General features: G+C 46.3%; 15 protein-coding genes. 14 read left to right on the forward strand and 1 reads right to left on the reverse strand.

The genetic code is table 11. The features are described 5' to 3' along the window. The first annotated feature begins 1 nt into the window (after position 1). The 8 genes from EYS05_RS14355 to ybaK all read left to right on the forward strand — a co-directional run bounded on the left by EYS05_RS14355 (position 2) and on the right by ybaK (position 12,913). Entirely contained in the window at positions 2-622 is a 621-nt protein-coding gene (locus EYS05_RS14355; protein WP_138277419.1) for a pilus assembly FimT family protein, read from the forward strand. Further along, positions 619-1,269 carry a PilW family protein gene (locus tag EYS05_RS14360; protein WP_138277420.1) on the forward strand — a complete coding sequence of 217 codons (651 nt, stop codon included), beginning with the start codon at positions 619-621 and terminating at the stop codon, positions 1,267-1,269. Before EYS05_RS14355 ends, EYS05_RS14360 begins: the two co-directional genes overlap by 4 nt. After that, positions 1,266-6,752, forward strand: a complete 5,487-nt coding sequence (locus tag EYS05_RS14365) for a DUF5057 domain-containing protein (RefSeq protein WP_138277421.1) — start codon at positions 1,266-1,268, stop codon at positions 6,750-6,752. Before EYS05_RS14360 ends, EYS05_RS14365 begins: the two co-directional genes overlap by 4 nt. Positions 6,753-6,964: 212 nt before the next feature. Beyond that, on the forward strand, positions 6,965-7,561 hold the full coding sequence (locus tag EYS05_RS14370) for a zinc dependent phospholipase C family protein (protein WP_118515887.1): 597 nt from the start codon (positions 6,965-6,967) through the stop codon (positions 7,559-7,561). 263 nt (positions 7,562-7,824) lie between these two features. Continuing rightward, positions 7,825-9,807: a C40 family peptidase gene (locus tag EYS05_RS14375; protein WP_138277422.1), complete on the forward strand. Its 1,983-nt coding sequence runs from the start codon at positions 7,825-7,827 to the stop codon at positions 9,805-9,807. A gap of 85 nt (positions 9,808-9,892) precedes the next feature. Beyond that, positions 9,893-11,101, forward strand: a complete 1,209-nt coding sequence (locus EYS05_RS14380; protein WP_243119125.1) for a transglutaminase domain-containing protein — start codon at positions 9,893-9,895, stop codon at positions 11,099-11,101. A 49-nt stretch (positions 11,102-11,150) separates the two neighbouring features. Further along, complete coding sequence (locus EYS05_RS14385) at positions 11,151-12,410, forward strand: DUF4203 domain-containing protein (protein ID WP_138277423.1); 1,260 nt, start codon at positions 11,151-11,153, stop codon at positions 12,408-12,410. 23 nt (positions 12,411-12,433) lie between these two features. Continuing rightward, on the forward strand, positions 12,434-12,913 hold the full coding sequence (ybaK, locus tag EYS05_RS14390) for a Cys-tRNA(Pro) deacylase (protein ID WP_022426473.1): 480 nt from the start codon (positions 12,434-12,436) through the stop codon (positions 12,911-12,913). Positions 12,914-12,998: 85 nt separating this feature from the next. On the opposite strand, the gene EYS05_RS14395 is transcribed toward ybaK, so the two are convergent. Continuing rightward, complete coding sequence (locus EYS05_RS14395; protein ID WP_021650411.1) at positions 12,999-14,639, reverse strand: ABC-F family ATP-binding cassette domain-containing protein; 1,641 nt, start codon at positions 14,637-14,639, stop codon at positions 12,999-13,001. Between the two features lie 341 nt (positions 14,640-14,980). On the opposite strand from EYS05_RS14395, the gene EYS05_RS14400 reads away from it, so the two are divergent. The 6 genes from EYS05_RS14400 to cobT all read left to right on the forward strand — a co-directional run bounded on the left by EYS05_RS14400 (position 14,981) and on the right by cobT (position 24,477). Further along, positions 14,981-15,394, forward strand: a complete 414-nt coding sequence (locus tag EYS05_RS14400; RefSeq protein WP_015524747.1) for an RrF2 family transcriptional regulator — start codon at positions 14,981-14,983, stop codon at positions 15,392-15,394. Positions 15,395-15,638: 244 nt separating this feature from the next. After that, positions 15,639-19,184 carry a pyruvate:ferredoxin (flavodoxin) oxidoreductase gene (nifJ, locus tag EYS05_RS14405; protein WP_015524748.1) on the forward strand — a complete coding sequence of 1,182 codons (3,546 nt, stop codon included), beginning with the start codon at positions 15,639-15,641 and terminating at the stop codon, positions 19,182-19,184. Positions 19,185-19,297: 113 nt separating this feature from the next. Further along, positions 19,298-22,072, forward strand: a complete 2,775-nt coding sequence (locus tag EYS05_RS14410) for a YfhO family protein (RefSeq protein ID WP_138277424.1) — start codon at positions 19,298-19,300, stop codon at positions 22,070-22,072. Continuing rightward, entirely contained in the window at positions 22,069-23,016 is a 948-nt protein-coding gene (locus EYS05_RS14415) for a glycosyltransferase family 2 protein (RefSeq protein WP_118515892.1), read from the forward strand. The genes EYS05_RS14410 and EYS05_RS14415 overlap by 4 nt, the downstream gene beginning before the upstream one ends. Next, positions 22,997-23,425 carry a GtrA family protein gene (locus EYS05_RS14420; protein ID WP_118515893.1) on the forward strand — a complete coding sequence of 143 codons (429 nt, stop codon included), beginning with the start codon at positions 22,997-22,999 and terminating at the stop codon, positions 23,423-23,425. The genes EYS05_RS14415 and EYS05_RS14420 overlap by 20 nt, the downstream gene beginning before the upstream one ends. Continuing rightward, entirely contained in the window at positions 23,425-24,477 is a 1,053-nt protein-coding gene (gene cobT / locus EYS05_RS14425) for a nicotinate-nucleotide--dimethylbenzimidazole phosphoribosyltransferase (protein ID WP_138277741.1), read from the forward strand. Before EYS05_RS14420 ends, cobT begins: the two co-directional genes overlap by 1 nt.

Raw genomic sequence — 24,477 nt, forward strand, 5'->3', positions numbered from 1 at the left:
TATGAAGCAATTACCGGAAAAGAAAAACAGAGGATTTACATTGATAGAAATGACAGTAATCCTGGCGATCTTTGCCATTCTTCTTGCGGTTCTGGTTCCGTCTCTGGATCCGGTAGCCGGGTTTCGGGCAAACAGGGCAGCCATTTCCATCGGAGCAGCCCTGGACCGGACAAAAACAGAGGCTATGGACCGGCTTGTAGGTGAAATGAGGCTTTCCTGGACTTCAGACGGATATTATATCAGTTATTATCTGGATCGGGGAAAAACAGGTGTAAGGGAAGAACAGTCGGAAAAGATCACTTCAGGGAGAATGAAGATCAGCTACACAGACAGTAATGGCACAACGGTAAATCTCTGGGAAGACGGCACAAACGAGCTGATCCTTACATATGACCGGAGCACAGGAGGGTTTTTGCCCATCCAGAGCCGGGTGTGGGAGCAGAAGGATATCCTGAAAATGCTCTCTGACGGAGAGGACATCCCTCTTGACCGTCCGGAAAACAGCACGCAGCCCTATTGTGAAAAGATCACGGTTCATGGCGGAGGACAGAGAACAAGGATCATTACATTGTTTCAGGATACAGGAAAATATACGATTTCTGCAGGAAAGGACGCTTCATGAGAACAGAACAGGAGAGACAGCAGAAAAACGGAGGCTTCACCCTGGTGGAAATGATCGTTGCCGTTGCGATCACAGCTGTTTTTTCAGCTGTGGTGCTGACGGCGGTTGCAGCAGGCTCAAGATTATACAGGAGTATTTCAGGCAGCACCAGAGTGCAGATGGACACCCAGGAGCTTACAGACAGTGTGGAGAAGCTTATCGTCAATGCCGGTGAGAGCATTTATTACGCATACGGATCCGGAAAATCTCCGGGAGCTCCGATCTCTGATGATATCGATGGCAGTACGGATGGTGACAGGACTCTTCTTCTGTGTTCCATACAGAAAAACAAAGGTGGAGCTGGCATCCGTGTGGTGGATGTTCTGGACTGGAGAGAAAGCGAACAGAAGCTTTATTACAGCAGACAGGAAATCACAGCAGCCGGGACAAGTATGCTGACAGAGCCTTCAGTCTATGGAGAAGGTATCATGGAATTTCATGTGGATGTCAGCCGGGCAGACAGTGACGGCATCATCCGTTTCCAGCTGATCACAGAAAACCTTGGAAAAAAGCTCCGGACGCTGCATACCGTGGATCTGCGTAATCCGGTTAAGATAATACTGCCGGGCTCACAACAGCAGGAAGAAGGAGGTCAGCCACAGACATGAAGATCAAACATAAAAAGCTGCTGCTATCCGGGATAGCAGTGATCACAGCAGGTGTCCTTGGTGCAGGCGCACTGTTTGAGAGCAGTGTTTCCGTACAGGCTTCGGCGGCAATGATGCCCGGGATCGAAACCATTGTAAAAAATTCCACGGAAAAGAAGCCCTTCCGCATCCTGGAGCTTGTAGATGACAGTGAAGATGCAGAGATCGGTTATTATGTGTCCGGACAGGAGCCGAGTCTGAAGCTTTATGAATACCAGTACCAGGATGAGGATAATGTTACCCGGACCATACGGTTCTCCACTTTGGAGGAAGGGCTTGAAAAGCTTCCGGAAAAGCAGCGGAAGGAATTTGCAATGAATGTAAAGCTCGCGGAAGACGGATCTGTTGATGAAAACGCAGACACCGGGATCCGTAAGATCCGTGATATTGCAGGTGCTGCCGGAGTGGACAGTGAAAAGAGCAGTCCTCTGACATATTCAGACTATCAGGAAAAATATTTTCCTGACGCCGGAGAAGGTGAGGAGGATGGCTGGAAGAAGCTGGAGCTCAGGAATTTTGACGGATCATCCAGGACAGATACGGTTACGCTTAACGGAAATTATGTCGAAGATGATGCCGGGGATTATACAAAACAGCAGCAGGAATATTATCCGATCCGAAAGGACGTGGAGCAGGATAATGAGCGGCCGGAAAAATACCGTGAGAATATCAGGAACTTTTATTTTTCAGAGGGAGATGATGTACGCGGGAGCTATTTCCTGCAGTTTGAGGAGGTAGATAACGCCACAGTAAACAATGCTCTGAAGGATGAAAATGACAGAGGGCAGAAAACCATACTTCCGGAATACGATTATCCCAATGGAAAATACGGATATTACGAGAATGTGTATACGGATCTGACAGATGAGATCGTAAATAATATCGGAGAAGGGAAGTATACATTCCCCGGCGAACAGCCTGAAGATGCTTCAGTGGCTTTGGATGGGGTACTTGTACAGGATAACTCTAGCCCTGTGACAGAACAGGAAAGCAGTGATTTTGATGATGGAACTGCAAAGAGCCGGCAGCCCTCAGAGGAATTTCAGGAGAACCAGCCGGAAGTGGAAAGCAGTGAAATCCAGGATGGGCTTTCGGATGATGAGAATGGCTCTGGTGCCGGTGAGAGTGGGGAGTTTTCCGATGATACAACCGATATACAAAGTGATGAGGAAAATCCGGAGATCCAGGACTCAGAGCAGCCGGATAGCGGAGCGCCTGACGAAGACGAACTGGAAATTCAGGATGTTAATGAAGATACTATCACACAGAGCCGTATCCTTGGAGCACTGAAAAACCCGGCATCAGCCGGCAGCCAGACAGATCCGTACATTTATCTGGGAGAAAGTATAGAGCAGTATCCTTTCTATAAATATACACTGATCGGTGATCTGGATTACATCAGAGATCAGGTACAGTATGCGCAGGAAGAGGATCAGAAGCTGGCAGACCAGGGGCAGGAGGCTGTCCGCAAAGAGGGGGATATCACCCTTGCAGATGGTCAGTACTGGTACTGGAAGGATGACGGGACCGGAAATGTGGAGCGTGTGGCTGTTTCCATTGTTACGGGAAAACAGCCGGTTGAATACGAGGATATCCAGAGCATTCCGGAGGATTTTTTATATAATTACTACTATAAGGTTGAGAAGGTCTGGTTCTGTTGCCGGAGATCTGCAGACGGAAGTGATACAGATCCTTCTGCTTTTGCAAATTTTGGCTGGTATTATCCCTCTTATCCGGAAAATGAGGACCCTTACCTGAAGGTGGAGGAAGGTGATGGAAAAGCTGCAACGCATTATACTTCAGATGCAGAGTACAAGCTGACACCTGGAAATGGAAATTACAGCTTTGTTCAGGGAGATGGCTCTGCATGCCAGGTTGAGGTGGATCATTTTTACTATCAGGGAGGCTATGTCAACAACGACTGGTTGAAGAGATATGTATTCCATCTTTCTCCCGAGGACGAAGAATTTAAAAACCTGAATATCCAGGTCGATACAAAAAAAGCTTCTGATTTCAGCGAGATATGTGCAGTACAGACAGACGCGGATACAAAAGACCTTGCACTGGAGGATGCTCCTGCCAAAGACAGCGAAACGTTATCTGCAGCGGCGGAAAATTCCGATACCGGAATTCTGGCGGATTATGATCTGATCTATATCAATGGAACGCTTTCCGATACAACGGCAGCCTTTTTCAGAAACTCGACAGTTCCATGCATCATCAATTCCTTCAGACTGACCGGCGGTTCTGCCTTGCAGGAAGCATTTAACGCTTTTATAAAGGATGATGATGCAGACGGCAGCTATGTAAACCATTACGTATACGTTTTCAGAAATACTCAGCAGTCAGGCGCGGAACACTGCCTTGTGAACACAGCGTTCCATACAAATTTTAATCCGGATGCGGATAAAGACAGCACAGATACCTTTCCGGATGCCGTTGCCGGCTTTGAAGAGATCCTGAACTACGTTGAAAGTGAAAATAAATACCGTTCGCTTGGAGTGCTAGGGGCAGACAGCACAGATTCTTCCGATCAGGAAGATACATTTTCAGATGGAAGCAGAGAAGCTCTGGAGCCTCTCACAAAAGAAATCTCTCAGGCTCGTGCCCTGGAATATATTATCAACTATCAGTATAAACGGCAGGTGACTACAAAAGCAGAGATCAATGTTCTGGAGATCGAACCGGATAAGTGCAGTCCGGAGCTTACCGCTGATGAAGTAAGAAAATGGCTGGGCGACGATAAATCTGCAGACACCTCCGAAATCGATGCTATAACAGACGGTTCTCAGAATATCAATATCAAAACAATGACAGCTTCGGAATTTGTGGGCCATGTTGACGATATCCTTTCGGATTATGATATGTTCTATATCGGCGGAACAAAAAACAGAGACAGCGATCCTCTGATCACAGGAGACGGAAGCCTCCGGTATGTGCATATAGGCTCCGGTGTACAGATCCAGAGCAATAGAAAGGAACTTCTGAAGCTTTTGGGACAGCTGGATAATGAGTATGACCAGAGCTACAGCGGCAGTAACGGAGTAAAACGCTTTGCGCCCTTAAATACCTACGGACCGGACGGCGGCGGATATCTGCGGGGGTCCGGCAATGATATGACAAAGCAGCAAAGCCAGGAGCTGCTGGATTTTGTCAAAAGCGGCTATCCAGTCGTGATCAGTTCCGAACTGCTTACCGGTGAACGGAAAGCAGACAGCTCAAAGGTTGACACCTCTTCCTATTATTACAGCTTTATCCAGCAGGCGCTGGAATACGATAATGTTTTTGAAAGCTCCAAGCTTGGCAGTGGGAAAAAAGATATCCGGTTTTTCTCGGAGCTTGCGAAGCCGGTGATAAATTTTGATGAAAATGGTGGAAGACCGGCGGAGGCAGCAGGTGTGGATGATTTCAGTGACGAAAGCAGCGGAACGATCCAGGATGAACTGAGATTTACGTTCACTGTTGAAAATGATTCTGACGCTGCTCCTGCCATTTCCACTTATAACTGCAATCTGTATATTGATCTGAACTTTGACGGTGTATTTTCCGAGAGGGAAAAGCAGGATAAATATATGGTTGTGCAGGATGAAAGCGGAAATGTGTTAACACAGGTGAAGTATGGAGAGGATGATTACCGTTATGAGCTGAAGATGGGGCAGAAATATACGGTGATCCGGAAAATTCCATCGGATTATTTTAAGCTGATCACATGGAAGCTGGAAGCGGTAAGCAATCGTAATTCTTATGTCCATACTTCAGAGACAGGGTATTCCAGACAGCAGAATACATCCGGTCAGAAGCAGACGATCCGGGTTCTTCAGCTGATCCCGACAAATTGCACATGGACCTTAAGCAGCAGCCGGAGATTTAATGAGCTGCTGTCCGGGGTTCAGGATTTCAATATTGTCATGGAATCAAAAACAGTCACGGAGATCAATCAGTATACACAGGCCCAGATGCGAGAGCTTCTCCGGGACAAGCAGATGCTGATCATTGGATTTGCAGATGTATATCAGGATATTTCAAATGCGAACCATCAGGCAGACGAGATCCTGGATTTTGTGAAGTCCGGAAAAAGCACTTTGTTTGCGCATGATACCACATCGTATATTAATTATGATTATAATAAGCTGTACAGAAAAATAGCATCAACACAGTACGGAGTGGATGAAAACACAGATGTATACTACGATGCGTATCTGCACAGAGCCAACATCAATAATGTGACATGGGGACTTTCGCTGAATACTATACTTCGTTCTGTAACGGGAATGGATCGTTATGGGATCGTTTCCGATAAGCAGCTTTCCAACGGAATGACAGTTTCGCAGCTTTTGAAACAGGGAAGGGGCCTGACGGACGGTTCCTCCGTTACATTTAAGGAGCTGATGGAAAAAGCCGGTGACATAGCATATAAAACCGGAGATCAGGGTGAAAGCTACGCACAGACCCAGGCATACACCAATAATCTGCTGAATCAGTATCAGCTGGGATCAAATGGAACGACCACAACCAGTATCAGCCGGATCAACGAAGGTGCGATCACCAAATATCCTTACAAAATGGGAGACATGCTGAACATAGCTGTTACTCACGGGCAGTATTATCAGCTGGGGCTGGAGCAGGACTGTGATATCAACGGGAACAGTGACGGCAAAACGGACATTGTTGTCTGGTATGCATTATCCGGAAGTATTTATGATAAATCTCCTAATGATGCGAGAAATAATTATTATCTGTACAGCAAGGGCAATGTGATCTATACAGGAGCCGGGCATTCTGCAGTGACCGGCGACGATGAGATCAGGCTTTTTATCAATGCGATCGTGGCAGCGGCTAATGTCACAGCCGTACAGCCGGAGGTAAGCTTTGTAAATACTCTTGATCCTTCTGCCCGGACGGAATCGGTTCATTATTATATGACAGACCAGAGTACCTGGGCAACCGGGGAGGCAAATACGCTTGAGACAAATGCAGATCTGAACATCAATGTAAAGGATTATAATATGGTCAGCGCAGATCTGGATCAGGATGATCTGAAGGATCAGGAGATGGTCCTGAAATTTTATATCGAAGATGAAAACGGACAGCTTCCGGATAACAGTATCCAGAATACCCTTCCGTCTGAACTCAGGAACAGGAAGCTTACAGATATCACAGAAAAAATCGGAAGCCTGATCCCCTATGGGAAAGAGAATGAGCCGTTATATTGCAGTGCAGATGGAAAATTCCATAATGTTCAGAACAATGCCTACAGTCTTACAGTTCCGGGGATCGAGACATATCTGAGAAAGACGGAGGAGGACGGTACACAGGATTACCGCAAAAGCTGCAAAGTCTGGGCTCAGGTTTCCAGCACGGTTTATCTTTACGGAGAACCAAAGACAAGTACCGTCTGGGCAGCTATTGACCTGAAGCAGCGGCAACTTTTTGATCTGGATTAAAAATTTAACCGAATCAGGGAAGTACTCTGTGGAGGTGCGAATATCCGCATGACATTTTACATAATCTTTATTTGATTATTTGAAAAAACAGTGCTATAGTAGAGTTGGTTCCGGAAAACGGATGATTTATGGATACCAGAAGAGGACCGGGCGGAACCAATTACTGTTGACCGGTCAGAATCTGGATCAGGAAAGAAGGAAGAGGGAAAAAATTGCGTAAAAAATCACATATACTGTTAGGCAGATACCTGGCTGACCAGATGTCTGAGGTGTACAGTCTTCAGCAGCACAGAAAAGCGTTTTGCCTGGGCAATATCATGCCTGATCTGAAACCATCATTTCTCACCACCAGACATGAGTTTTTCGGAACATTTGATCATCTCCAGAATAAGATGAGGGCGCTTGTCGAGAAGAACCCGGAGGAAGAGAATGCCAGAGTATACTGGAGAAGATTCGGTGAGGTCATGCATTATATGGCTGATTATTTTACTTTTCCTCATAACAAAACATACGAAGGAAATCTTGCAGCACATAATTCTTATGAAGCTGAGCTGAAGAACCGCCTGAGAGAATGTATCCTCAGCGGCGCAGCAGACAGCCAGCTGGAAGAAGCAAAGCAGTTTGAAAGCTTTGAGGAACTTGTGGAATATATCCGTGAGCGTCATGCATATTATCTGGAAAGCCCGCGGTGCATTGCCGATGACATTCGTTTTATCCTTCGGGTGTGCTATCAGGTTGTACAGGGGATTTTTCAGCTCTGTGTCAGAAAACAGTTTCATATGGGCGGACAGCCGGCAGTGACTGTCTGACAGTATACAAAAAGCCGCAGTGTGTGAGAGCACTGTGGCTTTTTTATGTTATGGTAAACCAAAAAGAATCTTACAAAAATATGAATAAAAAGTGAAAAAAAGATGAATTGGAAGAGATATCCTACCAGAACGGTTGATTTCACAATTTTCGTATGCTAAAATAAATTGAATTAAACTTTAAGTTATCAAATGGTTTAAGGCAGACCTTTATTATAGGGGAAGTAAAGGGATGTTCAAGGAAAGAAGGGAGCATCTTAATAAATATGAAGAACAAGTACCTGAATAAGTTTTTTTGCATCACGATGTTATCAGCTATGGTACTGGCAGTTCCAACCGGAGTAAAAGCCGCCGAGGAAGCAGATAATATTGTTGCTGAGGAAGGTGTTTCGGGAGACGGGAGTGAGGTAAGTGAACCGGAAGTTCCGGCAGATCCGGTGCCGACAGCTGCGCCGCAACCGGAAATAACTGCTGCACCTGAACCGGAACCAACTACTGCACCGGAACCAACGGAAACACCGGCGCCTGCACCGACTGCAACACCGGCGCCAACCGCAACACCTGCACCGACTGCAACACCGGAGCCTACAGCGACACCTGCACCAACGGCGACACCGGAACCGACAGCGACACCTGCACCAACGGCAACGCCGGAACCAACCGCAACACCTGCACCGACTGCAACACCGGCCAGGGATGATTCTGCAAAGGTACAGGCGGTGATCCGGAAGATCAAAGCACTGGCAGGCAGAACGATCACAGCAGCAGATAAAGCTGAGATAGAGAGCGCACGTGCAGCTTATGAGGCGCTGTCTAAGACAGAAAAGGCCAAAGTTACGAATTATAAGATCCTGACGGAGGCAGAAGCCAAGCTTGCAGCTGCTGACAAGAACGATAGTAACAACAAAAAAGATAACAAAAATACAGAGATCACAGATGGAAATAACGCCACAGCAACACAGATCGGAGATCCTGTTTATGTGACAAATATGGTTTCCAATCTCCATGCAGGCAAGGATTTTTATCTGGATAGTCTTAAGAACAATTATCATCTGTCCTTCTCCGATGATTTTGCTTCTGTAATGGAAGAGATTGAAAGAGAATATAAAGAGAAGAACAAGCTTACCGATACGGAGAATACACTTCTGGTAAGAAACTGGCAGGATATCCTTGCTGTTTATATTTATGAAAAGAGCAAAGCAGGAGTAACGTCATTTACATTGGATGCATCCTGTAAGGATGATCTGGCAAGGATCTTTGCGGAGATGAACCCGATCGTCAGGGACAAACAGGATATTACCAAGATATCCTACGGAAATCGCAAGATCAACTACTACATCAAGAAGAACAATATTGCGAAGGAAGACAGAAGCGTCCTTAAGAAATATGTGGAAACAGACTGTAAGCTTCTCTGTGCGGTAGTTACCGCATCCAAAGGCTTTGTCCGTGAAAGTGTGGGAGACGATGTTTCTGAGGATCGTGTAGATGTTATCACTGCAGCGTATTCACTGGTTGGTAAGGTTGGGTATTTCTGGGGCGGTAAATCTACGGTGATCGGAGAAGACCCAAGCTGGGGTTCCGTTGAGAAGGTATCTGCAGACGGCAGCAGAAGCTCCGGTACGCTCCGTGCATATGGTCTGGACTGCAGCGGCTTTGTTACCTGGGCAGTGATCAATGGATATAAGAATCAGGGAATGCAGGCAGCAGTTGGAGACGGAACCTCTGACCAGTGGGAGAAGGCCGGTGTTGTCAGCGAAGCAGATGCACAGCCAGGAGATCTGGTATTCCAGAGAGGACCGGAATCAGGAAGCAACAACCACGTTGGTATCCTGTGCGGAAAGACGGATTCCGGCGACTGGATCGCAGTACATTGTTCCTCAAGCAAGAATGGTGTAACGGTTGGTGAGGCATACAGTGCAAGCTTCCGTTATATCAGAAAACCATCCTTCTATCAGAATACAACAGCGGAGGAAACAGTTGATAAGACTACAGCTACAGAGAATGATGTTCTGACAGAGGAGAGTGCAGAAAAGCTCCTTACGGATGTGGTTAGATCCGATGCACTGAAGGATGCATTGGCATCCAGTGATACTGTTTCCAGTGACCTTCTTGCAGATTTTAAGAATACGGCTCTGCAGGAGGACGAGGAAGAAGATGAAGTTGAGACGCTGACTCTGGATCAGGAGACCATGGACGATGCAGTGGATACATTTGATGATGATGTAGAAACACTGGAAATGGAAAACTAAGGGACAGCGATTGAAGATAAGGGCAGTCTCCCACGGGAGGCTGCCCTTTCTTACAATCGCTGCTTCAGACAGAGGACATGATATTATGAAAAAAAGAAATTTCTGCCCCATGGCAGCCGCAGTACTTGCAGCCGCAGTGATCCTTCAGCCCTTTAGCGCTTCGGCAGGGGCACTGGATCAGATCCGATCCATAGCAAAGAGCGTTATTTCAGGGGAGCCAAAGGAAGTAGAGGAACTGCGTCAGATGGAGGTTGCCCAGAGCGAAGAAGGACATCAGGAATATTATTTCAAACAGCTTACGGAAGAAGAGCAGAGAGTATATCGGGAGCTGCTGAAAGGAATCCGTGCCCGGGAAAAGGAGTTTTATCTGACAATTTCCGATGATGACAGTATTGACAGAAGCTATCATGCAGTATTGAAAGACCACCCGGAGATATTCTGGGTCCACAATCGTGAAAAAATCTACAAAACTACGTATTCAGACAGTGATTACTGCGTTTTTACTCCGGGCTATACTTATACAGACAGCGAGATCGATGAGATACAGACGGCCATGGAGCAGAGCTTTCAGGAGGTCAGAGCCCTGATCCCGGAGGATGCCGGTGACTACGAGAAGGTACGCATTGTTTATACGTATGTTATTGACCATACCCAGTATCAGACCGGGGAGGATGATCAGAGCATAGCAGGTGTTTTCTGGAAAAAATCCGCAGTCTGTGCCGGATATGCAGGAGCTGTCCAGTATCTTCTGGAAAGGCTGGATATTCCCTGTATTTATGTGGACGGAAGCACAAAAGGAAGTACAGAGGGTCATGCATGGGATATTGTAAAAATAGGCCAGGAGTATTATTATGTAGATGCTACCAATGGGGATCAGCCGGATTTTTTAAATGGAGATGCCGCACAGCTGGAAGAACATAAGACGATCATTTACGATTATCTCTGCCCTTTCCCGGAAGAATATGAAAAAACCTATACACCATCGGAAGAACTGACAGTTCCGGCATGTACTGCGAAGGATCTGGATTTTTATGTGCTGAACCAGGGGTACTTTGAAGATTACAGCTGGCAGGACATATATGATTATTGTAAGATGAGAATGGATAATGGTGCGGCTGTAGTGCGTTTCAAGTTTGGCAGTCAGGAAGCTTTTTCCGAAGCCTGTCAGGAATTGCTGGATGATGGCGTGGTACAGAATGTGGCACAGTATTATATGAAGCTTCACGGACTTGGTCAGGTGGAGTATCATTATGGAGTGATGGATAATTTTTATACCATATATTTTATTTTCTGAAACATCTTCGGGAAGATTTCCGAAGGTTTTGGAAAGAGAGGAGTAAGTTATGAATATGGATATGTTGTCAAGAGGATTTGACATACTGCAGAGAGCAGGAGGTATGGAACAGATCAGCCAGCTGATGGTGATCGTATATGGAGTGCTCTGCGTTTTCGGGCTTTTGAACTGTATCCTGGGATATCGTATCCTCCGGTTCTGGATGATGATCTTTGGATTTATCATCGGAGCAGGCGCCGGCTTTGGTGTAACCTATATGTCCGGTGTTCAGGATAAAATGGTGATCGCAGGTGCCATGGCGGGACTGGGGATCGTACTGGCTGTTGTTTCGTTTCTGATCTACAGGGCAGGAATCTTTGTACTGGGATTTGGTATCGGAATAACATTGAGTATCTATCTGATTCATCCGACCAGTTCTTTTTCCTTTTTCCTGTGCATCCTTATCGGCGTGGGACTGGGAATACTTGCTATGCGTTATGCGAAAGGAGTGATCATTGTCGGAACCAGTATACTGGGTGGTGTTCTGGCAGGATTATCCATTGCAAAGATCGCAGGGCTGGCGCAGTTTCCATATGGCGTCGGTATGGCAGCGGGAATTGCGATCCTTGGTATGCTGATCCAGTTCGCCATCAACAAAGACCGATACGATGAGGAAGATGACGAAGAAGAGGATGACGACGATGGAACTCTGCCGGAGGAGACCAGGAAGCCGGCAGGAAGGGACCGTAGAGGAAACAGCCGTGAATACACCTCTGACCGTAACAGGGACGATCACAGATATACATACGAAAACCGGGCAAACGATGACCGGGAAAGCCGGGGTGAAAGACGTTCCCGCAGACCATCTGACAGAGAAGGACGCAACTCTGACAGACGAGAAAGAAATTATGCAGACAGCCGAAAAAGATCCGGAAGCGAAAGAAACAGCAAAGGCAGTTCCACTGAAAGAAGAAGCACTTCCGGAACATCCGGCAGAAACAGAACCTCCGACAGAAATTATGCTTCGGATGACAGAAGAGGCCGCAGATACAGCCAGAGCAGCAGCACCAGGGAACGAAGGAATGCAGGAACGGGAAGCAGATCCCGCTATGCAGATCCGGAGGATCATGAAGACTATGATCGTTTTGATGAGTCGGAAAACAGGGACAGCTATGAAGATTTTGAAAAACTGCAGCAGAAAAGACGCCGGATGGATATTGAAAATATGGCGGATTTTTATGAGCAGGAAGAATATGGAAATTACAGGAATGACCCGGATCTGATGAATGATGAGGATCTGGATGAGCTTGATGAGTGGAAAGACAACTGAGAAAAATCCGAGGAGTGACAGAAATGGGAAAAGAAGCCAAAACAAACGCGATGAGAATGCTGGATCGAAAAAAAGTAAAATATGAAGCAATCGCATATGACTGTGGAGAGTTCATAGATGGGATCCACTGTGCAGACATCACAGGAGCCCCTCATGATCAGTCCTTTAAGACCCTGGTCATGGAAGGGAAAAGCGGCGGCTACTATGTGTTTGTAGTTCCGATCGAGAAAGAGGTGGACCGTAAGGCAGCCGCAAAGTCTGTAGGCGAAAAAACAGTAGATATGATCCATGTAAAGGATCTTACAAAGATCACGGGCTATATCCGCGGAGGCTGCAGCCCTCTTGGAATGAAGAAAAATTATCCGGTGGTGTTTGACCAGTCTGCCGAAAACTTTGATGAGATCTATGTAAGTGGTGGAAGAGTAGGCCTTACCCTGAAGGTACCGCTTAAAGATCTTCTGGATGTAACACAGGGCAAGCTTGCTCCGATCACCATGGAGTAAGCGCATATAAAACAGATAAAAAAACTCCCCTGACTGCCTGTAAAGGCGGAAACAGGGGAGATTTTTTGTTACAGAAGCATGGGATTTAGTTATCCTGTGCGTCCTCTTCGTTAACCTGGAATACGTGACGCTTCTTGGCCATTTCGTCGCTGGCAAGATACTCGTCGTAAGTGGTGATCTTGTCTACCAGCTTGCCGTTAGGAAGGATCTCCATGATGCGGTTTGCAGTTGTCTGTACAAACTGGTGATCGTGTGAGGTGAAAAGGATCACTCCCGGGAATTTGATCAGTCCGTTGTTCAGTGCTGTGATAGACTCCATATCCAGATGGTTGGTTGGCTCATCTAGGATCAGGATATTGGCACCGGAGATCATCATCTTGGAAAGAAGACAGCGAACTTTTTCACCACCGGAAAGAACACGGACACGTTTTACACCATCCTCACCAGGGAAAAGCATACGGCCAAGGAATCCACGGACGTAGGTTGCGTCCTTGATCTCGGAGTACTGTGTCAGCCAGTCGGTGATAGTAAGGTCGTTATCGAATTCCTGTGTGTTATCCTTCGGGAAATATGCCTGGGAAGTGGTAACGCCCCATTTGTAATTTCCTTCATCCGGCTCCATTTCACCTGTAAGGATCTTGAAGAAGGTTGTGATGGCCTGCTCGTTGGCGCCCACAAAGGCAACCTTATCTTCACGACCAAGAGTGAAGGAAATGTTGTCCAGAACCTTTACTCCATCAATGGTCTTGGACAGATTTTCCACCATGAGGACCTCGTTTCCGATCTCGCGGTTCGGGCGGAAGTCGATGTATGGATATTTACGGCTGGAAGGACGCATGTCATCCAGCTGGATCTTTTCCAGGGCACGTTTTCTGGAAGTCGCCTGCTTGGATTTGGAAGCATTGGCGCTGAAACGGGAGATGAACTCCTGGAGCTCTTTGATCTTCTCCTCTTTCTTTTTGTTGGCCTCTTTCATCTGCTTGATCAGAAGCTGGCTGGATTCAAACCAGAAGTCGTAGTTTCCGGCATAAAGCTGGATCTTGCCATAATCGATATCAGCAGTATGTGTGCAGACCTTGTTCAGGAAATAACGGTCATGGGATACTACGATAACCGTATTGTCAAAATTGATCAGGAACTCCTCCAGCCATTCGATAGCAGGAAGATCCAAGTGGTTGGTCGGCTCATCAAGAAGAAGGATATCAGGATTTCCGAAAAGAGCCTGTGCAAGAAGAACCTTGACCTTCATACTACCGGTAAGGTCTGCCATCTGTGTATAGTGGAACTCGGTGTCGACGCCGAGACCGTTGAGAAGAGTAGCAGCATCGGACTCTGCTTCCCATCCGTTCATTTCTGCAAACTCACCCTCAAGCTCGCTGGCACGGATGCCATCTTCGTCTGTGAAATCTTCCTTTGCGTAAATGGCTTCTTTCTCTTTCATGATCTGATAGAGTCTTTCATTACCCATGATGACAGTATCCAGAACCGGATAAGCATCATATTTGAAGTGATCCTGCTGCAGGAAAGAAAGTCTCTGACCGGGGGTGATCACAATGTCGCCCTTGGTAGGCTCAAGCTGACCGGAAAGGATTTTGAGGAATGTAGATTTTCCTGCGCCGTTGGCGCCGATCAATCCATAACAGTTACCCTCTGTAAATTTGATGTTAACGTCTTCAAACAGCGCTTTTTTTCCAACGCGCAGTGTGATGTTATTTGCTGAAATCATATCATACCTCTTTTTTCATTAAATAAATATCGTTTCAATTACATACGAAAGCATTACAATCGTTTCCTATTGTACCGTAAACTGAAAAATTTGCAAGCTGTATTTTCCTTTTTTCGGCTAAATAAAGGAAAAACAGGGGATTACTATGAATCACAGGAAAATAATAACCTTTTATTATATAAAAAAATGGGTTATACTGTCGTATGTGGTAATGAAGTATTCCGGGGATATGGATATCCGGCTCTCTGGCACATCAGAAACACCCAGGAACGTGGCAGATCGGATGGAATGCGGAAACTATCATAAATCAGCAGCTTAGTTGAACAGAAGAGAGGTTAAAAATGTTTATCACCAGAGAAAGCGATTATGCGATGCGGGTTATCCGCGCATTGATGTGGGAGCCGCGTTTGAGCGTCAGCGAGATCTGTGAGAGGGAATCGATCACAGCACCCTTTGCATACAAGATACTGAAGAAGCTTCAGAATGCAGGGCTCGTGGAAGGATACCGCGGAGTTCATGGCGGTTACGCGCTGAAGAGAGATCCGGAAGAACTGTCATTATATGAGATATACAGTGCGATCGATCCGGATATGTCCATCATTGAGTGCCTGAACGGCACATATCAGTGTCCAAGGAACGGACAGGACGGAGTTCCCTGCCATGCACATGATGAGCTTCAGGAGATCCAGGATCAGCTGTGGACAATGCTCCGTCGGAAATCCATGAAGGATCTTTTCGGAAAAGAGGAGAAGTGATTCCCGGATGTGAGTTGGGATAAGCGTATGAGATGATAAGGAGAGCAGTTTGGAGAGGAAAAATTCCGAACAGCTCTTTTTTATTTGTGAAAAAGATAACGGCGTTTGTACAGGATAATATACAAAAAACAATGAAAGAAAATGGACATAACTGGGAATCTATGATATAATAACCAATGGAATTTTAGGCCTTCATAAGCCTAAATAATATATTTTTTAACAAACCTTTAAGGAGGAAAAAACAATGGCAAGAAAGATGAAAACCATGGATGGTAACCATGCAGCCGCTCATGCATCATATGCTTTTTCTGATGTAGCTGCTATTTACCCGATTACCCCTTCATCTGTAATGGCTGAGGCTACAGACGAGTGGGCAACTCAGGGAAGAAAGAACATCTTTGGACAGGAAGTACAGGTTACAGAGATGCAGTCTGAGGCAGGTGCAGCAGGTGCCGTTCACGGTTCTCTGGCAGCAGGTGCCCTGACTACAACTTACACAGCTTCCCAGGGTCTTCTGCTTATGATCCCGAACCTTTACAAGATCGCTGGTGAGCAGCTTCCGGGAGTTATCAACGTATCTGCCCGTGCACTTGCTTCCCACGCACTTTGTATTTTCGGTGACCATTCCGACGTTATGGCCTGTCGTCAGACTGGATGTGCAATGCTTTGTGAGTCTTCTGTACAGGAGGTTATGGACCTTACACCGGTTGCTCATCTTGCAGCAATCAAAGGAAAAGTTCCATTCATCAACTTCTTCGACGGATTCCGTACATCTCATGAGATCCAGAAGATCGAGACATGGGACTATGAAGATCTGAAAGATATGGCAGATATGGACGCAATCGCAGAGTTCCGTAACCGTGCTCTGAACCCGAACCATCCATGTCAGAGAGGTTCCGCTCAGAACCCGGATATCTTCTTCCAGGCAAGAGAGGCATGTAATCCATATTATGACGCTCTTCCGGCAGTTGTTCAGGAGTACATGGACAAAGTTAACGAGAAGATCGGAACAGACTACAAACTGTTCAACTACTACGGAGCTGCTGACGCTGAGCACATCATCGTAGCTATGGGTTCCGTAAACGATACCATCGAGGAGACCATCGATTACCTTATGGCAGCTGGCAAGAAAGTCGGTGTTGTTAAAGTTCGTCTTTACAGACCATTCTGTGCACAGGCTCTTATCGATGCAATTCCGGATACAGTTAAGCAGATCTCTGTTCTTGACAGAACAAAAGAGCCAGGAGCTCTTGGCGAGCCTCTGTATCTTGATGTTGTTGCAGCTCTTCGCGACAGCAAGTTCAGCGATGTTAAGATCTTTACAGGACGTTATGGACTTGGTTCCAAAGATACAACACCTGCACAGATCGTAGCAGTATATGAGAACACTGAGAAAGAGAAATTCACAATCGGTATCGTTGATGATGTTACAAACCTTTCTCTTGAGACAGGCGCACCACTTGTTACAACACCAGAGGGAACAACAAACTGCAAGTTCTGGGGACTTGGAGCTGATGGTACTGTAGGTGCTAACAAGAACTCCATCAAGATCATCGGTGACAACACAGACATGTACGCTCAGGCTTACTTCGATTATGACTCCAAGAAGTCCGGCGGTGTTACAATGTCTCACCTTCGTTTCGGTAAGAAACCGATCAAATCCACATACCTGATCCACAAAGCAAACTTCGTTGCATGTCATAATCCGTCCTATGTTAATAAATATAACATGGTACAGGAGCTTGTTGACGGAGGTACATTCCTTCTGAACTGTGCTTGGGATATGGAAGGACTTGAGAAACATCTTCCAGGACAGGTTAAAGCTTTCATCGCTAACCACAATATCAAATTCTACACCATCGATGGTGTTAAGATTGGTATTGAGACTGGCATGGGACCAACACGTATCAACACGATCCTTCAGTCCGCATTCTTCAAACTTACAGGAATCATTCCTGAGGAGCAGGCTATCGAGCTTATGAAAGCTGCTGCTAAAGCTACTTACGGACGTAAAGGTGATGACGTTGTTAAGAAGAACTGGGCAGCTATCGATGCCGGTGCTAAACAGATCGTAGAGGTTCAGGTTCCGGAGAGCTGGAAGAACGCTGAGGACGAGGGACTCTTCATGTCTCACGCATCCCACGGTGCTCAGGAAGCTCAGGACTTCGTAAACAACATCCAGTGCAAGATCAATGCTCAGGAAGGTAACAGCCTCCCAGTATCTGCATTCAAGGATTATGTAGATGGTACAACACCATCCGGAACAGCTGCATATGAGAAGCGTGGTATCGCAGTTAACGTTCCTGTATGGGTTCCGGACAACTGTATCCAGTGTAACCGCTGTGCATACGTCTGCCCGCATGCTGCAATCCGTCCGGTTGCTATGACAGCAGATGAGACAGCTAACGCTCCAGAGGGAATCAAGACACTTCCTCTTACAGGAATGAAAGACTATACATTCACAATGACTGTATCCGCTCTTGACTGTACAGGATGTGGTTCCTGCGCAAATGTCTGCCCAGGAAAGAAAGGCAACAAAGCTCTTGAGATGGCTCCGCTTGAAGCTAACACAGAAGAGCAGAAATTCTTCGATTACGGTGTAACACTTCCTCAGAAGGAAGACGTTATCGCTAAATATAAAGAGACAACTGTAAAAGGCAGCCAGTTCAAACAGCCGCTCCTTGAGTTCTCCGGCGCTTGTGCAGGTTGTGGTGAGACACCATACGCTAAGCTGATCACACAGCTCTTTGGTGACAGAATGTACATTGCAAATGCTACAGGATGTTCCTCTATCTGGGGTAACTCTTCACCATCTACACCATACACAACAAACGCTAAGGGACAGGGACCTGCATGGTCAAACTCTCTGTTCGAGGATAACGCAGAGTTCGGTTATGGTATGCTTCTTGCACAGCGTGCGATCCGTGGCGGTCTGAAAGAGAAGATCGAAGACCTTGTAGCTAACGGAACAAACGAGGATGTTAAGGCAGCTGGTCAGGAATGGCTGGATACTTATGCTGTAGGCGCAACAAATGGTGCAGCTACAGAGAAACTCGTTGCAGCTCTTGAGGCTTGCGGATGTGACAAGGCTAACGAGATCCTTGCACAGAAAGACTTCCTCTCCAAGAAATCCCAGTGGATCTTCGGTGGTGACGGATGGGCTTACGATATCGGATTCGGTGGTGTTGACCACGTTCTTGCAAGCGGACGTGACATCAACGTTATGGTATTCGATACAGAGGTTTACTCCAACACAGGCGGACAGTCTTCCAAATCTACACCGACAGGTGCGATCGCTCAGTTCGCAGCAGGCGGAAAAGAGACTAAGAAGAAAGATATGGCATCTATCGCAATGAGCTATGGCTATGTATATGTAGCACAGATTTCCATGGGCGCTGACTTCAACCAGACTGTAAAAGCAATCGCAGAGGCAGAGGCATATCCGGGACCATCCCTGATCATCGCTTACGCTCCATGTATCAACCATGGTATCAAGAAAGGTATGAGCAAAGCTCAGACAGAGGAAGAGCTGGCAGTTAAGTGCGGATACTGGCACAACTTCAGATTCAACCCGGCTGCTGAGAACAAGTTCAGCCTTGATTCCAAGACACCGGATATGGAGAACTATATGGACTTCCTGAACGGTGAGGTTCGTTACAATTCTCTGCAGCGTCAGAATCCTGAGAAAGCTGCAAGACTGTTTGCTAAGAACGAGTCTGAGGCTCAGGCTAGATATGAGTATCTGCAGAAACTTATCACTCTTTACGGAGCAGATAAGAAAGAAGACTAATTATTGATCAATAGTTACTGTTTATACAGTGTGCTTGCTGATTAAGCATTAGGTGACAGGCCTGCGGTGTTTAGCGCACCGCAGGCCTTTTTTCATATACAGGAGAGATATACATGAAGAGAATTTTTTCGAAGGAGAAATCCCGGAAAGAGAAAAAAGCAGATTTTTATATTCTGTATACGATTGTTTTTGCGGCGATCTCGCTGTTTATTTACAGTTGTTTTTATTTTAATGGAAAATCCCTGATCTGGAGTCATGACGGTGTTCCGCAGCACATCAATGCATTGGCCTATTATGGAAAATATCTGCGGAATATTCTGCAGACGCTGGTGACGGAGCATAAGCTTTCCCTTCCTATGTGGGATATGCATATCGGATACGGTTCCGATATCCTTACAACACTTCATTATTATGTGATCGGTGATCCGCTGACCTTACTGTCCGTTTTTGTACCGGAAAAAGACACAGAGATCTTATATGAGCTTCTGATCTTTCTCCGCATTTATCTGGCGGGTATTACATTCAGCATTTACTGCTTTTACCGCAAGAATCCCAAACAGGCTACATTTCTTGGAAGCCTTGTTTATATTTTTGCAGGATGGACCATTTATGCGTCCATGAAGCATCCATATTTTTCCAATCCCATGATCTATCTGCCGCTGGTCCTTATGGGAATTGAAAAGATTTACAAAAAAGAAAAGCCATACCTTTTTATCTGTGCGACGGCTGTAGCGGCAATGTCTAATTTTTATTTCTTTTATATGATCAGTATCTTTATGGTACTGTATGCAGCTTTCCGGTATTTTGGAATATTCCGCAAGCGTTCAGTAAAAGATGTATTTCAGTGGTTCCTGAAATTTGCTGGCTTTTATCTGGTCGCACTTATGATCGCTGCACTGATCTTTTTACCTGTGGTCATGACTCTGTTTGGAACAGAGCGCTTTCAGGCGCAGAATTATGTGCCACTGTTATATGACCGCATTTACTACGAAAAATATCTCGGCTGCCTGATCGGCGAAAATATGATCCAGTGGGGCGTTGCTGGATATTCCGCAGTCGCAATGGCAGGCGTGTTTGTGATCTTTTCCAAAAAGAAAAAATATACGGGACTGAAGCTGGGCTTTGTGCTTCTGAACCTGTTTTTGCTGATCCCCTTTACAGGTCATGTACTGAACGGATTTTCATACGTGTCCAATCGATGGATCTGGGCATATGGAATGCTGATCGCATATATCCTGGTACAGGCATATCCTGAACTGTTTACTCTGGGTATCAGGGAAAAACGACGGATATTTGTGATGCTGCTGATATATGGCGGGTTGGCACTATTTTCGGAATCTGCCCGCACGGAACGCAATATTATGGCACTGATGATGCTGGTCCTGGCTGTGTTTACAGTGGTTTCCTACGGAAACGTATTTACACAGGGAAAATATCTCTGCGGAATGATCGTCGCAGTGCTTGTGACCAGCATCTTTCTGAATGTTTCATACCAGTATTCTTACGAAAAAGATTACCTGTCAGAATTTGAGGAAAAGAATCAGGCGCTGGAAAAGCTTCAGGCCGGACCGGACAAAGCAATCCGGTCAATGGATGATTCAGCGGTTACCAGATATGACCAGTACAAAACGGGCTCTTACGTAAACACTGCCATGTATATGGGAACCAATAGTACCTCCTATTATTTCAGTGTGGCCAATGGAAATATCAGCCGTTTCTTTGATGAGATGTATCTGAATACCCCCTGGGATTATCATTACAGCAGCCTGGACGGACGGAGTATCCTGGATCGTCTTGCCTCCGTGAAATATTTTGCCATCAAAAAAAGCGGATATGGGTATCTGCCATACGGCTATGACAGTGAAGCAGCAGTCACAAAAAAATACAGGATCTACGAAGACGAGGATTCCCTTCCTCTTGGTTATACCTATGATTCCTGGATCCCCAGAGAAAAGTATGAAAAGCTTTCCGTGACCGAAAAGCAGCAGGCGCTCCTGCAGGGGGCAGTCCTTGAGGACAGCAGTCTTTCTGAGACAGATCTAACCTTTGATGATAAGAAAGCAGATTTTACACTGGAAGCAGGAAAAGGCTGTAAGATCAAAGACGGAAAGATCATTGTGACCAAAGAAGGAGCGACCGTACAGATCGGATATCAGGGAGAACCGGAGGCAGAGGTTTATCTTGTGGCAAAAAATCTGGATTTTAATGCCTATTCTCCACGTGCAGTGGTCAGTGATAAAAAATGGGATTCCATGACAGAATATGAGAAGAATACAGTACGTTATGAAGATAATAACTGGCGCTACTGGAAAGAAAGCAAGGAATCAGCAGTGGATGTTTCGCTGGGATCCGTGGACAAGACTATCCGGATCTTTACAGATAAATACAACGGCTACAGCGGAAGACATAATTTTCTTCTGAATATGGGATATAAAAACTATTCTGCAGGAACTATGACACTGACATTCTCCATGCCGGGAGAATATACCTTTGATGATCTGTATGTGGTATGTCAGCCTATGTCTTCTGTCGAAGAACAGACAGAGGAGCTTGGAAAAGAAGCTCTTCAGAATATCAAAATGGAGACAAATTGCATTCATGGAGATATCACAACCACTTCCGATAAGATCCTGGTATTTTCCATTCCCTACAGCGCAGGCTTTACCGCCTATGTAGATGGAGAAAAAACAGAACTTGTAAAGGCAAACAGTATGTATATGGGACTGGAATTAAAAAAAGGCAGGCATACGGTCACGCTCAGATACTGTACACCGTATATTGTGCCCGGAATGATACTGACGGTGATCGGCCTTATCCTGTTTGTCGGGATCGTAATATCTTACCGGCGCCGGGGAAAACAAAAAGAAAGGGGAAAACAGGAGAAATGAGCCGATTATCGGTAGTTTTGCCTGCCTGTAACGAGGAACCGATGCTGGAGAAAACCTGCCGGACTCTCAGAGAGCTCCTGGGGCAGGCCGGGATCCTTTATGAACTGGTCCTGGTAGATGACGGTTCCTCTGACGGAACCTGGGCAGCGATAGAAAAAGTATCCGGAGAAGATAAAAATGTGACAGGTGTGCATTTTTCCAGAAATTTCGGGAAAGAAGCAGCAATTATGGCCGGCCTTGCACAGGCATGCGGAGATGCGGTGGCTGTGATGGACTGTGACCTGCAGCATCCGCCGGAGATCCTCCTGGAAATGTACCGGCTCTGGAAGCAGGGCTACGAGGTTGTGGAGGGTATCAAGAAAAAACGTGGAAAAGAAACTCTTTTTCACAGAAAAAGTGCCGGATTTTTCTATCGGATCATGTCCCGTGCCACCGGCTTTGATATGGAAAATGCTTCTGATTTCAAGTTGCTGGACAGGAAAGCGGTGGAGAGTGTTCTCGCCATGCCTGAACGGAGCATGTTTTTCCGGGCGGCATCGTCCTGGATAGGCTTCAAAAGCATCTCCGTACCTTTTGAGGTGCAGGAGCGTGAGGCAGGAGAATCCAAATGGTCTGCAGGAACGCTGATCAGCTACGCGTTTCGGAATATCGTGGCATTTACAACACTTCCGCTGCAGTTTGTAACAGCCGGTGCTGTGGGCTGCTTTGGGTGCTCCCTGCTCCTTCTGGTCTATTCTCTGGTCCGGTATTTTTCCGGGCATGCGGTGGAAGGCTATACCACACTTCTGATCGTAATGCTCTTTATCGGAAGTGCCGTGATGATGAGCCTTGGGATCATCGGATATTATATCGCCAGGATCTATGAGGAAGTAAAACGCCGTCCGAGATATATCGTGTCAAAGATCATACGAGGAGGAGATACCAATGAAAAAGTGGATCCTTAAATTCTATGAAAATGATGTGATCCGTTATATTTTCTGGGGTGGTTGTACGACTCTTGTAAATCTGTTAAGCTTTTATATCATGAGGGCAGTGAAAATCCCGCTGATGAGTGCCAACATCATATCGATCATCCTGGCGATCCTGTTTGCCTATGTTGTGAATTCCAGATTTGTATTTCATGACCGCTGTGAAACATGGAGGGATCATATACAGCCCTTTCTGAAATTTATAAGTGCCCGTCTGGTGACCATGGTCATTGAGGTAGGCGGTGTATGGCTTCTGGCGGAGATCCTGGGATTGCAGGATATGTTTGCAAAATTCTGCACACAATTTATCGTGCTGGCGTTGAATTATATTTTTAGTAAATTTATTATTTTTACCACAGGTAAAAGGATTGGAGGTAGCAAATGATGACTTTGGATGAGGCAGTGAAGAAAGTCCGCCCTCTGGATGAAAAGGCTATGGAGAGGGCGAGAAAGAGATGGGACAGTATTGCAAAGCCACTGCATTCTCTGGGAGAACTGGAGAATATGCTGACACAGATCGCCGGCATCACAGGTACGCCGGAGATACGTGTGGAGAAAAAAGCGGTGGTTGTCATGTGCGCGGATAACGGAGTTGTAGAAGAGGGCGTGACCCAGACCGGACAGGAAGTGACGGCTGTCGTGGCTGAGAATTTTCTGGAAGGGACTACTACCTGCTGTGTGATGTGCCGTCAGTGTGGAGCAGAGCTTTTTCCTGTAGATGTGGGAATGGTCACAGATACAAAGGTCCGTACAGATCTTAAGGTTGCCTATGGGACCAGAAATATGACCAGGGAGCCGGCAATGACAAGAGATCAGGCGATTCGTGGCATCGAAGCCGGAATTGCCATGGCAGAGGAGCTGAAGGATAAAGGATATCAGGTCCTTGCAACCGGTGAAATGGGCATTGGAAATACCACCACCAGCAGTGCAGTAGCAGCTGTGCTTCTCGGAAAACCGGTGGAAGATATGACCGGACGTGGTGCCGGATTAACCAGTGAAGGGCTTGTTAGGAAGATCAATGCGATCAAAAAGGCGATTGCGCTAAATAATCCGGATCGTTCAGATGCCATTGATGTCCTGGCAAAGGTAGGCGGACTGGATATTGCAGGAATGGCAGGAGTATTCATTGGAGGAGCAGCACTTGGAATGCCGGTTGTCATGGACGGATTTATTTCCTGCGTATCTGCACTGATCGCAATAAAGATCTGCCCGCAGGTAAGTGATCATATCATTGCGTCTCATGTATCCAAAGAGCCTGCAGCACATCTGATCCTGAAGGAGCTTGGCAAGGAAGCGATCATCCACGCAGGCATGTGCCTGGGCGAGGGAACCGGAGCTGTGGCACTGTTTCCTATGATGGATCTGTCCTGTGCAGTATATAATTCCATGAGTACCTTTGGTGATATCAATGTAGAACAGTACGAGGAGCTGAAATAA

It is taken from the genome of Blautia sp. SC05B48, from assembly GCF_005848555.1.
Lineage (GTDB): Bacteria > Bacillota > Clostridia > Lachnospirales > Lachnospiraceae > Blautia_A.

Coding starts and splice junctions, on each gene's coding strand:
- EYS05_RS14380 (WP_243119125.1), top strand. CDS start 9,893: ATGAAAAAAAGAAATTTCTGCCCCATGGCAGCCGCAGTACTTGCAGCC.
- EYS05_RS14375 (WP_138277422.1), top strand. CDS start 7,825: ATGAAGAACAAGTACCTGAATAAGTTTTTTTGCATCACGATGTTATCA.
- EYS05_RS14410 (WP_138277424.1), top strand. CDS start 19,298: ATGAAGAGAATTTTTTCGAAGGAGAAATCCCGGAAAGAGAAAAAAGCA.
- nifJ (WP_015524748.1), top strand. CDS start 15,639: ATGGCAAGAAAGATGAAAACCATGGATGGTAACCATGCAGCCGCTCAT.
- EYS05_RS14365 (WP_138277421.1), top strand. CDS start 1,266: ATGAAGATCAAACATAAAAAGCTGCTGCTATCCGGGATAGCAGTGATC.
- EYS05_RS14355 (WP_138277419.1), top strand. CDS start 2: ATGAAGCAATTACCGGAAAAGAAAAACAGAGGATTTACATTGATAGAA.
- EYS05_RS14415 (WP_118515892.1), top strand. CDS start 22,069: ATGAGCCGATTATCGGTAGTTTTGCCTGCCTGTAACGAGGAACCGATG.
- EYS05_RS14400 (WP_015524747.1), top strand. CDS start 14,981: ATGTTTATCACCAGAGAAAGCGATTATGCGATGCGGGTTATCCGCGCA.
- EYS05_RS14395 (WP_021650411.1), bottom strand. CDS start 14,639: ATGATTTCAGCAAATAACATCACACTGCGCGTTGGAAAAAAAGCGCTG.
- EYS05_RS14385 (WP_138277423.1), top strand. CDS start 11,151: ATGAATATGGATATGTTGTCAAGAGGATTTGACATACTGCAGAGAGCA.
- EYS05_RS14420 (WP_118515893.1), top strand. CDS start 22,997: ATGAAAAAGTGGATCCTTAAATTCTATGAAAATGATGTGATCCGTTAT.
- EYS05_RS14360 (WP_138277420.1), top strand. CDS start 619: ATGAGAACAGAACAGGAGAGACAGCAGAAAAACGGAGGCTTCACCCTG.
- cobT (WP_138277741.1), top strand. CDS start 23,425: ATGACTTTGGATGAGGCAGTGAAGAAAGTCCGCCCTCTGGATGAAAAG.
- ybaK (WP_022426473.1), top strand. CDS start 12,434: ATGGGAAAAGAAGCCAAAACAAACGCGATGAGAATGCTGGATCGAAAA.